The sequence below is a fragment of the Nocardia sp. XZ_19_231 genome (assembly GCF_015355705.1).
Classification (GTDB): Bacteria; Actinomycetota; Actinomycetes; order Mycobacteriales; family Mycobacteriaceae; genus Nocardia; species Nocardia salmonicida.
In genome coordinates this window covers 1,015,954-1,027,684 of sequence record NZ_JACUZI010000001.1, presented here as the reverse complement: position 1 = coordinate 1,027,684, position 11,731 = coordinate 1,015,954, and the positions used below count along the sequence as shown (strand labels likewise).

The window sequence follows — 11,731 nt, the reverse complement described above, 5'->3', positions numbered from 1 at the left end:
TGTCGTAACGCCCGATTCCTCCCGAACCGCGCGTCCGCCACAGCGTAACAACGCCCTCCGACAAGTAGCGGCGGACCGAAACCCCTACTGGCGAACCAGCTCCTCCCTCGCCCGCATCAAGGCGAATCCGAGCAGGTTGAGTCCCCGCCACCGCAGCGGATCTGTCGCACCCGGATCGTCGGCGGCCAACCCGATCCCCCAGATCCGGTCCACCGGACTGGCTTCGACGAGCACTCGCGAGCCGGTGCCGACCAGATATCGCCGCAGCGCGTCATCCTGGCCGAACTTGGCCACGTTCCCCGCGACCACGATGTCGAACCGCGCGCGCTCCCACACAGTGTCGTCGAAGTTCCGAATCTGCCTGCCGAGCTTCTTCGCCTGGCTCGGATGAGCGACCCCGAGGACCTTCGCCGCGGTCGCCGGATCGTCGAACAGCATCGCCTTGCGCCACATCATGTAGTGCTCGGCGCCGGCGAATTCCACACCGTCGACGGTGAACGTCGCAGGCCACCACTGGCTCAGGCTGCTCGACCCGATCGTCCCGTCACGACGTGGGCTGTGCCCCCAGAACGCCAGGTATTTCGGCGAAATACCCTGCGCGATCGTTTGACACAACTGCTCCACAGATTCGACAGCCATCACCCCTCCTAGTTTTGGTCTATGTAACCATAGATCGCAACCAGGCGCTGTCCACTCGGGTGGTCGGGTCAGGCCGAGCGGATGCCGTCCAAGTCGGGGTAGGGATGAGGGGCGGGGCGGCGGGGGATTCTGGTTTCGGCGACGGTGGATCGGTCACCGGGGCCGGTGTGGAAGCTGCGTGCGATCATCGAGGAGCGCAGTTGCCACAGGCCCGAGGACTGGGCCGGGTCGAGGCCGGTGAGTTGGGCTACTCGGCGCAGGCGGTAATCGACGGTGTTGGTGTGGATGTGCAGCAGGCGAGCGGTGCGCTGACGGTTCATGTTGTTGGCGATGTGCACGCGCAGGGTTTCGTAGAGCTCGGGGTGGTTGTCGAGGGGTGCCAGCAGCTCGCCGAGACGGGCGCGGCCGGGGCCGGGGCGAGTGAGCTGGTATTCCAAGGCCAGGTCACCGAAGCGGTAGAGGCCGGGGGCGCTGTCGAGACGCTCCACCATGTCCAGCAGTTCGTGTGCCCGCTGGGCCGCGTCGGGGATCTCCTCGGTGGTGGCGGGGACCAGCGCCGCCGTGACGTCGACGTGCGCGGCCCGCGACAACACCTCGACCAGCGCGTCGAGCTGCCCGTCGACCAACAGATCGGCCGGGATCAGCAGGGTGCCGCCGTCGACCGACAGCAGTGACAACACCTGCTCACCACACCGGTGCGCCAGCGCCGTTTGCACCCGCCGCAGCTTGCGCCGCGCCACCACCGCGCCGTTCACGCGCGGATCGTGCTCGTCGGGATGCGCACCGATCGACAGGGCGAGCACCGAATACGCGCCGGCGACGGTGATCCCGACCTCGCGCGCCATGGTGACGGTCGACTGACCGGCCAGCAGCGCCGAGGTGAGAGTATGCACGGCCGTGTGATGTTCACCGACGGCCTCGCGGTGCTCGCGGATGTAGGAACGAGTCACGGTGGTACACAACAGGTCCGAGATCCCGACCACCCGCCGGAAGCCGTGGATCAGGCTCGCGCGGTCGGCGTCGGCTGCCTCGTCGTACACCGCGTCGAAGGAGAGCCTGAAACCCTCGTGGAAGGCGTGCAGGATCGTGTCGATCGGCACGCCTTCGCGCGCCCACCCCGCCGCCGCCACCGCGAGCCGGTTCAGTTTCACTTCCTCGTCGCGGCCGTCCAGCATTCCGCCGACGATTTCCAGACACATCCGGGTGACCGAGGTGACATCGCCGGCGATCACATCGCCGGGTAGCGTCCGGCAGGTCGCGACATTGTCGACGAAGTGGCCCACCAATCGGCTGGTCATCGTCCGTACATCACGCAAGGGCTGCCACAGGGCCGTCTCGTCCAGTGAGATCGTCATCGTCGACTCCTCCTTCTACACCCCGGCGCCGCCGGTAGTGGTTGTGCCTCCGCCGTATTGGCCCATGTGATGACCCGCACTTCGGTTTCTCTGTGATCATGACTGTAGGGTGAGCAACAGCTCACCTTCTACTCTTCTTTCCGTCGAGGTCCGACAATGCCCCAGCAAGCCGATAAGCAGCGCAAACGACCCAAGCAAGACCGGGCGAAGGAAACCAGAACCCGCATTCTCACGGTGTCCGCTCATCTTTTCGGCACCCGCGGGATCGGCAATACTTCGACGAATCGGATCGCGACCGAAGCGGGCATGAGCATCGGCACGCTGTACCGGTACTTCAACGATCGCGACGAGATCGTCAAAGAACTCAACGAAAGCCTGTTTCTGCAGGTAGAGGAGCGCTACAGCCAGCTGCTGACCTCCAGCGCGAACCAATCCCCGCGCGATGCCGTGGTCGACCTGATCCGCTCCGCGGTCGACATCCTCGTCGCGAACGGACCCCTCGTGCGCGCCCTCGTCGCCGATCTGCAGTTCCACGGCAGTGGCATCCCCGAATTCGAACCCCGACTGCGGATGCTCGTCAAGCTCTACATCCTCCAGATCATCGGCCCGATCAAGCACGTCGACATCGACGTGATGGCCTTCGTCGTACTCAACGCGGGTTTCGCCACCGCGTTGCGGTCGGTCGAGCTGCACGACGCCGAACTCGAGGCCATCATCGCCGGCACCGCCGACATGATCAGCGCCTGGATCGACACCGTCGCCGCGGCCGAAAACGCTTAGCGCACAACGAAACGAGCCCGAATCCTTGGAGAGGATTCGGGCCCGTTCACTACACGATGATCAGCGCGCGTTCGCCGTGCAGATGACGTCGACGATCTTGGCGCCGCTGAGGTTCGCAGAACCCGTGTTGGCCAGAATCGCGGTGGGCGTCACCGTCGACAGCTTCTCGTACGCGAGGCGCTCAGCCTCTGCCCGGTTAGCGGCGACTGCCCACGCGAAGGCGTCGTTGCTCTGAATGAGCGCGCCGCAACCGTTGGCCCAGGTGGCGATCACTTCGCAGTCGGCATAGTAGCAATCGGCCAGCGCGACAGCTTCGGCCGACGCGTCATCGACTTCGTTGGCGCTGGTGCCGTAGATCAGTTCGCCTTTGCTCACCGCTATCGACGCCCACTGATTGCCCGCCGCACTCGCCGAACCGGCGCCCAGCACCGACCCGGCCGCAAGACCCAGCGCCATGACGGCGAAGCCGGCCTTACCCATGAAACTCATTCGAAAGATCTCCTCTTGAAAGCTGTTCCGGAAGTCCGGAACCTTCAAGATCATCACTGACTGCCCGGTCATAGCCAACCGAAACGAGAAAGATCACACTGCGACGTACCAGCGCATGATCACGCCGAAACACCAAGGGCCCGGATCCAACCAGGATCCGGGCCCTACCGCTACGCGGTGATCAGCGTGCGTTCGCCGTGCAGACGACCTTCACAACCTCGGCGCCGCTGAGGTTCGCCGACCCGACGTTGGCCAACAGAGCGGTCGGGGTGATCTCGGCGAGCCGCAGCAACGCCGCATTCGTCGCGTCCGCTGTCGTTGCGCCCGCTCCGGCGGCGACGCCCTGCTCACTTTCCACGATCGCGCCACAGCCATCGGTCCAGGAGATCATGATCTCGCAATCCGCGGCATCGCAGATCTCCATCGCCTCGTTGTACGCATCGTCGTATCGCGACTCGTTGACGCTGTACGCGTAAGCCCACTGGTCGGGGCTGAAGGCGATCACGCCGTGCAGACTGGCCGCACTCGCCGAACCGGCACCGAACACCGACCCGGCCGCAAGACCCAGCGCCGCAACGGCGAAGCCGGCCTTACCCATGAAACTCATTCGAAAGATCTCCTCTGGAAACAGCTCCGAAAGTCCGGAACCTCCAAGATCATCATCGATCGCCCGGTGATAGCCAACCTCGCGGTGAAAGATCACACCACCGCCGTCGACGCATGAGCGCACCGAACGCAAAAGGGCCCGGATCCATCAAGGATCCGGGCCCGAAAGCGCAGTACTACTACACCGTGAAGCCGAGGGCGCGCAGCTGTTCGCGACCGTCATCGGTGATCTTGTCCGGGCCCCACGGGGGAATCCAGACCCAGTTCATCTTCAGATCCTCGACCAGACCGCTGCGCACCAGCGCGTTGCGGGACTGGTCCTCGATGACGTCGGTCAGCGGACAGGCCGCCGAGGTGAGCGTCATGTCGAGGGTGCAGATGTTGTCCTCGTCGACCGAAAGGCCGTAGACTAGGCCGAGATCGACGACATTGATGCCGAGTTCGGGGTCGACGACGTCGCGCATCGCCTCTTCGAGGTCTTCGATGTGCTGGATCTGTTCGGCCGTCAACTCGACCTCGACGGCCTCGACATTTTTGTCGACCTCGACTGCCTCGGCGGCGTCCGGGATCTGTGCGGTATCGGTGCTCTCACTCATGTGGCAGACTCCCCATTTCCCATCGGTGCCTTGGTTTCCTCGGCCGAACTGATCTGTACGACAGCGTCTTTGAACGCCATCCACCCGAGCAGCGCGCACTTGACCCGCGCCGGGTATTTGCTGACACCGGCGAGGGCGATGCCGTCGCCGATCATGTCCTCGTCGCCTTCGACGGTGCCGCGGCTGGAGATCATCTCGCTGAACGAGTCGACGACCTTCAGCGCCTGCTGCACCGGCAGCCCGATCACCTGATCGGTGAGGATCGAGGTGGCGGCCTGGCTGATCGAGCAGCCCTGGCCGTCGTAGGAGACGTCGGCGACCTCGCCGGCGTCGTCGATCTGCACACGCATCGTCACTTCGTCACCGCAGGTCGGGTTCACGTGGTGCACCTGCGCACCGAACGGTTCCCGCAGCCCGCGGTGGTGCGGGTGCTTGTAGTGATCCAGGATCACTTCCTGGTACATCTGTTCCATACGCATGATCTAGGCAACTCCGAAGAAGGTCTTGGCCTTCCGCACGGCCGCAACCAGCGCGTCGACCTCATCGAGGGTGTTGTAGACGGCGAACGAGGCACGCGCGGTAGCGGCGACACCGAACTTGCGGTGCAGCGGCCAGGCGCAGTGGTGTCCGACCCGGATGGCGACACCCTGGTCGTCGAGGATCTGGCCCACGTCGTGGGCGTGGATCCCGTCGACCACGAACGACACCGCGCCACCGCGATCGATGTTCTCGACGGGCCCGACGATCCGCACACCGTCGATCCCGGACAGACCCTCGAGCGCGGCACCGGTGAGCGCGTGCTCGTGGGCCGCGATCGCGTCCATGCCGAGTTCCTCGAGATAGCGCACCGCGGCGGCCAGCCCGACGACCTGCGAGGTCATCGGCGTGCCCGCCTCGAAGCGCTGCGGCGGCGGCGCGTAGGTGGTCTTCTCCATGGTGACGGTCTCGATCATCGACCCACCGGTGATGAACGGCGGAGTCTCCTCGAGCAGCGCGCGCCGACCGTACAGTCCGCCCACGCCCATCGGGCCGAGCATCTTGTGACCGGAGAACGCGGCGAAGTCGACACCGAGCTCGTGGAAGTCCACCGCCATGTGCGGCACCGACTGGCAGGCGTCGAGCACGACGAGCGCACCGACAGCCTTCGCCCGGCGGATCAGTTCGTCCACCGGAGCGACGGCACCGGTCACGTTCGACTGATGACTGAACGCGAGAACCTTCGTCGCGGACGACAGTTCGAGCGAATCCAGATCGATGCGGCCGTCGTCGGTGATGCCGTACCACTTGAGGGTGGCACCGGTGCGACGTGCGAGCTCCTGCCACGGAACGAGATTCGCGTGGTGTTCGAGCTCGGTGATGACGATCTCGTCGCCGGGGCCGACCTTGTAGGGGAACCGGTCGTCACCGAAGGCGTTGGCCACCAGGTTCAGCGACTCGGTCGCGTTCTTGGTGAACACGATCTCGCCGGGATCCGCGCCGACGAAGCGGGCGATGTCGGCGCGCGCCTGCTCGTAGGAGTCGGTCGCCTCCTCCGCCAGCTGGTGCGCTCCGCGGTGCACCGCGGAGTTCCTGGTGAGCAAGAACTCGCGCTCGGCGTCCAGCACCTGCAGCGGACGCTGCGAGGTCGCACCGGAATCCAGGTACACCAACGGTTTCCCGTCCCGCACCGTGCGGTGCAGGATCGGGAAGTCGGCTCGGATCCGGGCTACGTCGAGAGCTGGCACCGTAGCGGTCATATCAGGCTCCAGCGGTCGCGGACGTGAAGCGCTCGTACCCGTTCGCGTCGAGTTCGTCGGCCAGCTCGGAGCCACCCTCGGCAACGATCTTGCCGTTGACGAACACATGCACGAAGTCGGGCTTGATGTAGCGCAGGATGCGGGTGTAGTGGGTGATCAGCAGCACGCCGCCGTCCGTACGCTCCTTGTAGCGGTTGACGCCCTCGGAGACGATGCGCAGCGCGTCGACGTCCAGACCGGAGTCGGTCTCGTCGAGGATCGCGATCTTCGGCTTGAGCAGACCCAGCTGCAGGACCTCGTGACGCTTCTTCTCGCCGCCGGAGAAGCCCTCGTTCACCGAGCGGTCGGCGAAGGCCGAGTCGATATCGAGCTCCTTCATCGACTCCTTCACCTCCTTGACCCAGGTGCGCAGCTTGGGGGCCTCGCCGCGGATGGAGGTGGCGGCGGTGCGCAGGAAGTTCGACATCGAGACGCCGGGGACCTCGACCGGGTACTGCATGGCCAGGAACAGGCCGGCGCGGGCGCGCTCGTCGACCGACATGTCGAGGACGTTCTCACCGTCGAGGGTGATGGTGCCCTGGGTGACGGTGTACTTCGGGTGGCCCGCGATCACGTAGGACAGCGTGGACTTGCCCGAGCCGTTGGGGCCCATGATGGCGTGCGTCTCGCCCGACTTCACAGTCAGGTCGACGCCGTTGAGGATCTGCTTCGCCTCACCCTCGGGGGTGGTGATCTCGGCGTGCAGGTCCTTGATTTCCAAGGTGGTCATCGAATTCGAATCCTTCGTTGCAGTAAGTGGTGTCAGATACCGACAGTGGCGAGTTCGGCCTCGATGGCCGCCTCGAGCCGCTCCCGGACCTCGGGGACCGTGACCTTCTGGATGATCTCGAAGAAGAAGCCACGCACGACCAGGCGGCGGGCGACGTCTTCGGGAATGCCGCGAGCGCGCAGGTAGAACAGCTGCTCGTCGTCGAAACGGCCGGTGGCACTCGCGTGTCCGGCACCGGCGATCTCGCCGGTCTCGATCTCCAGGTTCGGCACCGAGTCGGCGCGCGCGCCGTCGGTGAGCACCAGGTTGCGGTTCGCCTCGTAGGTGTCGGTGCCCTCGGCGGCCGCGCGGATCAGCACATCGCCGATCCAGACCGTGCGAGCGTCACCCTTGGGCGAGGACGGATCGCCTTGCAGCGCGCCCTTGTACAGCACATTGGACTTGCAGTTGGGCTCGGCGTGATCGATCAGCAGGCGCTGTTCGAAGTGCTGGCCCGCGTCGGCGAAGTACAGGCCGAACAACTCCGCTTCGCCACCCGGACCGGCGTAGCGCACGGTGCCGGACAGTCGAACCAGGTCACCGCCGAGGGTCGCCGACACGTGGCGCAGGTTCGCGTCGCGGCCCAGCTTCAGGTGATGCGCGGTGACGTGCACGGCGTCTTCGTTCCATTCCTGGACCGCGACGACCGTGAGCTTGGCGCTGTCACCGAGCACGAATTCGACGTTCTCGGCGTAGGTTCCGCTGCCGCGCTGGTCGATGACCACGGTGGCGACGGCGAAGTTGTCCAAGCGTACCTGCAGGTGACCGTAGGCGGTCTTGCCCTCACCGGGACCGGTGATGGTGACCGTCACCGGGTCCGACACCTCGGTCTCCGGGCCGACAGTGATCACGGTCGCCTCGGAGAAACCCGAATAGGCCTGAGCGGCGACACGATCGGCGGGGGTACCGGCCTGGCCGAGACGAGAGTCGGTGCGGCCCACCGTTTCCACGGTGACTCCGGCGACCTCGCTCACCTCGACGACTGCCTGACCATCGGCAGCGGCGGTGCCGTCGTGCAGGCCGCGCAGCCGACGCAGCGGGGTGAACCGCCACGCCTCGTCGCGACCCGACGGGATCTCGAACTGGTCGACGTCGAACGAGGTGAAGACCTCGCCCTTGTTGACCGCGTCGCCCGCGCCAGGATTCTGGATCGGCGTCTCGAGCGTCGACATCAGCCCACGGCCCCTTCCATCTGCAGCTCGATGAGCCGGTTCAGTTCCAATGCGTATTCCATCGGCAATTCCTTGGCGATCGGCTCCACGAAGCCACGCACGATCATCGCCATCGCCTCGTCCTCGGAGAGACCGCGGCTCATCAGATAGAACAGCTGCTCCTCGGAGACCTTGGAGACAGTGGCCTCGTGACCCATCGTCACGTCGTCCTCGCGGATGTCGACGTAGGGGTAGGTGTCGGAGCGGCTGATGGTGTCGACCAGCAGCGCGTCACACTTCACGGTCGACTTGGAACCGTGAGCGCCCTTGTTGATCTGAACCAGACCGCGGTACGACGCGCGACCGCCACCACGCGCCACCGACTTCGACACGATGGTCGAGGAGGTGTGCGGGGCCAGGTGCAGCATCTTGGCGCCGGTGTCCTGGTGCTGGCCGGGGCCCGCGAACGCGACCGAGAGGACCTCGCCGTGCGCGTGCTCGCCGGTCATCCAGACCGCCGGGTACTTCATGGTGACCTTGGAGCCGATGTTGCCGTCGACCCACTCCATGGTGGCGCCCGCTTCGGCCTTGGCCCGCTTGGTGACCAGGTTGTACACGTTGTTCGACCAGTTCTGGATGGTCGTGTAGCGGCAGCGGCCGCCCTTCTTCACGATGATCTCCACGACCGCGGAGTGCAGCGAGTCGGACTTGTAGATCGGCGCTGTGCAACCCTCGACATAGTGGACGTAGGCGTCCTCGTCGACGATGATCAGCGTCCGCTCGAACTGGCCCATGTTCTCGGTGTTGATCCGGAAGTAGGCCTGCAGCGGGATGTCGACGTGCACGCCCGGCGGCACGTAGATGAACGAGCCACCCGACCACACGGCGGTGTTGAGCGCGGAGAACTTGTTGTCACCGGCGGGAATCACCGAACCGAAGTACTTGTGAAAGATCTCCGGGTGCTGCTTCAACGCCGTATCGGTGTCAAGGAAGATGACGCCCTGCTTCTCCAGGTCCTCGCGGATGGAGTGATAGACGACCTCGGACTCGTACTGCGCGGCGACACCGGAGACCAGACGCTGCTTCTCCGCTTCCGGGATGCCCAGCTTGTCGTAGGTGTTCTTGATGTCCTCGGGCAGGTCTTCCCAGCTCTCGGCCTGCTTCTCGCTCGAGCGCACGAAGTACTTGATGTTGTCGAAGTCGATGCCCTCGAGGTTGGAACCCCAGTTCGGCATGGGCTTGCGGTCGAAGATGCGCAGCGCCTTGAGGCGCACGTCGAGCATCCATTCCTCTTCGCTCTTCTTCGCCGAGATGTCGCGGACGACGGCCTCCGACAGGCCACGTTGCGCGCTGGCACCGGCTACATCGGAGTCGGACCAGCCGTAACCGTAGGTGCCCAGCGAGGCGATGGTTTCGTCCTGGGTGAGTGGTTGCACCTGGTCGGTCGAGGTCGTCATTCGGCACTCCTTCCGGAGTCGTTCGTTCGTCCCGCTGCGGGCTGTGCAGCGGATGGGATCTTCGGCACCGCGACCAGCGGTACGTGGGTGGTACAGGCGCAATCGCCGTTGGCGATGGTCGCAAGTCGCTGCACGTGGGTGCCGAGCAGGTCGCGGAAAGCGTCCAATTCGGCGGCGCACAACTGCGGGAACTCCTCGGCGACGTGGGCCACCGGGCAGTGGTGCTGACAGATCTGCACACCGGCGCCGACCTGACGGGTGGTGGCGGCGAAACCGGCCTCGGCGAACGCTTCCGCGATCTCCTCCACCTTCGCTTCGATCACCGGTGCGGTGTGGTCGGCGACGGGCTCGATGCCGTCGACGATCACGCGAACCCGCTTGCGCGCGAACTCGGCGATCGCCGCGTCGCCACCGATCTCACCGAGCTGACGAATCGCCGCCCCGGCCAGATCGTCGTAGGCGTGACCGAGATTGCCCCGGCCTGCCGCGGTGAGCTGGTACTGCTTGGCCGGCCTGCCGCGCCCCTTCTGCTGCCACGGCGCCGAGCGGCTCGCCCGAGCCTGGCCCGCGTCGATGAGCGCGTCGAGGTGCCTGCGCACCCCGGCGGGCGCGAGACCGAGTTCGGTGCCGATCGCCGTCGCGGTGATGGGCCCCTGCTCGAGCAGCAACTGGACGATGGCCGCCCTGGTCTGCCCTTCGTGCGCGGTCGCCGCGGGAACAGCAGACGACCGAGCACCGGTCGTCTTACGACCGTCACTTTCCACGTCTGTCCGCAAACCCACGGTTTTCACAACACCAGTGTGGCGGAATTACTTCCTTAAATCTAATAAGGGTCACCTGACAAAGGGTGCCCTGACCTGCGATGAAGATCATCGGGGCACTTGCCCGCCCGGCAAAACCCCAGGTGCGGCCCCTGTGGACCGATCGCCGATGCGCGGTCGGGTGACCCATCGCACAGGTCTTCGACCGCGGCCACCCCGCTCCGCCCCGGGCGCCGCAGAGTGCCGCACCACGCTCTTACGGCGTTGCTCGCCGACAATATTCGCACCACGACGACAGTGATCGACGGTCCAGGTGCGCTGTGGCGAACGAGGCGGGCGGGGGGCGTGGTCTGGCACGATGACAGGGTGTCGAACCCGCTCACACCAACGTGTGTCCGTCATCCCGATCGGCCTACCGGACTCGCGTGTACGCGATGCGGGCGGCCCGCCTGTCCTGAATGCCTGCGCCCGGCCGCGGTCGGGCAGCACTGTGTCGACTGCGTGCGACAGGGGCAGCAGGATGTGCGCCCGGTGCGGACCGTCGGCGGGGCGCGCGCAGGCGCGGCGGTGCCGTATGTGACCTACGGGTTGATCGCGGTCAACGTGCTGCTCTATGTGATCACCGCGGCCCAGGCCGGTAGTCCGATGGACAACTATCGCGGGTCGTCGGTGTTCCGCGAGTTCGTCCTGGTGCCGCTACTGGTCGCCGACGGCGAGTGGTGGCGACTGCTCGGGTCGGGGTTCCTGCACTACGGCGCGATCCATCTGCTGGTCAATATGTTCGCGCTCTATGTCGTGGGGCGCGACCTCGAGCAGGTACTCGGCCGGGTCAGGTACGGGTGCGTCTACCTGGTCTCGCTGCTGGGCGGATCGGCCGCGGTGATGGCGCTGTCGGACTCGGTGACGGCGACCGCGGGCGCCTCCGGTGCGGTGTACGGCCTGTTCGGCGCTGTCACCGTGACGCTGATCCGGTTGCGGCAGAGCCCGACTCCGATGTTGGTGGTCATCGGCGTGAACGTGCTGATCAGCTTCTCGATCCCGGGGATCTCGCTGTGGGGTCACCTCGGCGGTCTGGCCGCGGGCACGTTGAGCGCGCTCGGCATCCTGTTCGTGCCCGGCTGGCTGTCGGCCCGTGATCAGCGGTCCGCGCAGCGCATCGGCTGGGCGGCGCTCGGCGCGATAGTGGTGGTCTGCGTGGCCGTGATCATCGCCTCCGTGCTCTCGCTGCGCTCGCAGCCGGTGTTCGAGGGACCACCGGCCGTGACCGCGCCGACCTCCGTCGAAGCACCGAGGTAATTTCGGTGCCACCCTGCGCGAGGCGACTGCGGGACGCCCTCGGCCCCGTTCCCACTA

At 65.8% G+C, this 11,731-nt stretch carries 13 protein-coding genes; 2 read left to right on the top strand and 11 right to left on the bottom strand.

Annotation, left to right across the window (positions count from 1 at the left end; genetic code table 11):
- Positions 1-84 precede the first annotated feature (84 nt).
- Together IBJ82_RS04595 and IBJ82_RS04590 are read right to left on the bottom strand one after the other, a co-directional pair.
- Positions 85-639: an NADAR family protein gene (locus tag IBJ82_RS04595; protein ID WP_194824639.1), complete on the bottom strand. Its 555-nt coding sequence runs from the start codon at positions 637-639 to the stop codon at positions 85-87.
- Positions 640-707: 68 nt separating this feature from the next.
- Positions 708-1,994, bottom strand: coding sequence for a CdaR family transcriptional regulator (locus IBJ82_RS04590; protein ID WP_194824638.1), 1,287 nt, complete (start codon positions 1,992-1,994; stop codon positions 708-710).
- Positions 1,995-2,150: 156 nt separating this feature from the next.
- Between IBJ82_RS04590 and IBJ82_RS04585 the strand changes: the two genes are divergently transcribed.
- Entirely contained in the window at positions 2,151-2,774 is a 624-nt protein-coding gene (locus tag IBJ82_RS04585) for a TetR/AcrR family transcriptional regulator (RefSeq protein WP_194824637.1), read from the top strand.
- A gap of 60 nt (positions 2,775-2,834) precedes the next feature.
- Here IBJ82_RS04585 and IBJ82_RS04580 read toward each other — a convergent pair whose 3' ends face one another.
- The 9 genes from IBJ82_RS04580 to IBJ82_RS04540 form a co-directional block, all read right to left on the bottom strand.
- Positions 2,835-3,311, bottom strand: coding sequence for a DUF4189 domain-containing protein (locus tag IBJ82_RS04580; RefSeq protein ID WP_228536435.1), 477 nt, complete (start codon positions 3,309-3,311; stop codon positions 2,835-2,837).
- A 133-nt stretch (positions 3,312-3,444) separates the two neighbouring features.
- Positions 3,445-3,993, bottom strand: a complete 549-nt coding sequence (locus IBJ82_RS04575; RefSeq protein ID WP_370585204.1) for a DUF4189 domain-containing protein — start codon at positions 3,991-3,993, stop codon at positions 3,445-3,447.
- Between the two features lie 55 nt (positions 3,994-4,048).
- Positions 4,049-4,465: a metal-sulfur cluster assembly factor gene (locus IBJ82_RS04570; protein WP_228536433.1), complete on the bottom strand. Its 417-nt coding sequence runs from the start codon at positions 4,463-4,465 to the stop codon at positions 4,049-4,051.
- The gene (gene sufU, locus IBJ82_RS04565) at positions 4,462-4,944 is read right to left on the bottom strand and encodes a Fe-S cluster assembly sulfur transfer protein SufU (RefSeq protein ID WP_056810385.1); all 483 of its coding nucleotides are present in this window, start codon (positions 4,942-4,944) and stop codon (positions 4,462-4,464) included. Before sufU ends, IBJ82_RS04570 begins: the two co-directional genes overlap by 4 nt.
- Positions 4,945-4,947: 3 nt before the next feature.
- Complete coding sequence (locus IBJ82_RS04560; protein WP_194824636.1) at positions 4,948-6,201, bottom strand: cysteine desulfurase; 1,254 nt, start codon at positions 6,199-6,201, stop codon at positions 4,948-4,950.
- A 1-nt stretch (position 6,202) separates the two neighbouring features.
- Positions 6,203-6,970 (bottom strand): Fe-S cluster assembly ATPase SufC, encoded by a 768-nt coding sequence (sufC, locus tag IBJ82_RS04555; RefSeq protein ID WP_194824635.1) that lies wholly within the window; start codon positions 6,968-6,970, stop codon positions 6,203-6,205.
- A 32-nt stretch (positions 6,971-7,002) separates the two neighbouring features.
- Entirely contained in the window at positions 7,003-8,181 is a 1,179-nt protein-coding gene (gene sufD / locus IBJ82_RS04550) for a Fe-S cluster assembly protein SufD (RefSeq protein ID WP_194824634.1), read from the bottom strand.
- Entirely contained in the window at positions 8,181-9,617 is a 1,437-nt protein-coding gene (gene sufB / locus IBJ82_RS04545) for a Fe-S cluster assembly protein SufB (RefSeq protein ID WP_194824633.1), read from the bottom strand. Before sufB ends, sufD begins: the two co-directional genes overlap by 1 nt.
- The gene (locus IBJ82_RS04540; protein ID WP_194824632.1) at positions 9,614-10,408 is read right to left on the bottom strand and encodes a metalloregulator ArsR/SmtB family transcription factor; all 795 of its coding nucleotides are present in this window, start codon (positions 10,406-10,408) and stop codon (positions 9,614-9,616) included. The genes sufB and IBJ82_RS04540 overlap by 4 nt, the downstream gene beginning before the upstream one ends.
- 315 nt (positions 10,409-10,723) lie before the next feature.
- On the opposite strand from IBJ82_RS04540, the gene IBJ82_RS04535 reads away from it, so the two are divergent.
- The gene (locus IBJ82_RS04535) at positions 10,724-11,674 is read left to right on the top strand and encodes a rhomboid family intramembrane serine protease (RefSeq protein ID WP_194824631.1); all 951 of its coding nucleotides are present in this window, start codon (positions 10,724-10,726) and stop codon (positions 11,672-11,674) included.
- Positions 11,675-11,731: the final 57 nt, after the last annotated feature.

Coding starts and splice junctions, on each gene's coding strand:
- IBJ82_RS04590 (WP_194824638.1), bottom strand. CDS start 1,994: ATGACGATCTCACTGGACGAGACGGCCCTGTGGCAGCCCTTGCGTGAT.
- sufB (WP_194824633.1), bottom strand. CDS start 9,617: ATGACGACCTCGACCGACCAGGTGCAACCACTCACCCAGGACGAAACC.
- sufD (WP_194824634.1), bottom strand. CDS start 8,181: ATGTCGACGCTCGAGACGCCGATCCAGAATCCTGGCGCGGGCGACGCG.
- IBJ82_RS04560 (WP_194824636.1), bottom strand. CDS start 6,201: ATGACCGCTACGGTGCCAGCTCTCGACGTAGCCCGGATCCGAGCCGAC.
- IBJ82_RS04585 (WP_194824637.1), top strand. CDS start 2,151: ATGCCCCAGCAAGCCGATAAGCAGCGCAAACGACCCAAGCAAGACCGG.
- IBJ82_RS04595 (WP_194824639.1), bottom strand. CDS start 639: ATGGCTGTCGAATCTGTGGAGCAGTTGTGTCAAACGATCGCGCAGGGT.
- sufC (WP_194824635.1), bottom strand. CDS start 6,970: ATGACCACCTTGGAAATCAAGGACCTGCACGCCGAGATCACCACCCCC.
- IBJ82_RS04570 (WP_228536433.1), bottom strand. CDS start 4,465: ATGAGTGAGAGCACCGATACCGCACAGATCCCGGACGCCGCCGAGGCA.
- sufU (WP_056810385.1), bottom strand. CDS start 4,944: ATGCGTATGGAACAGATGTACCAGGAAGTGATCCTGGATCACTACAAG.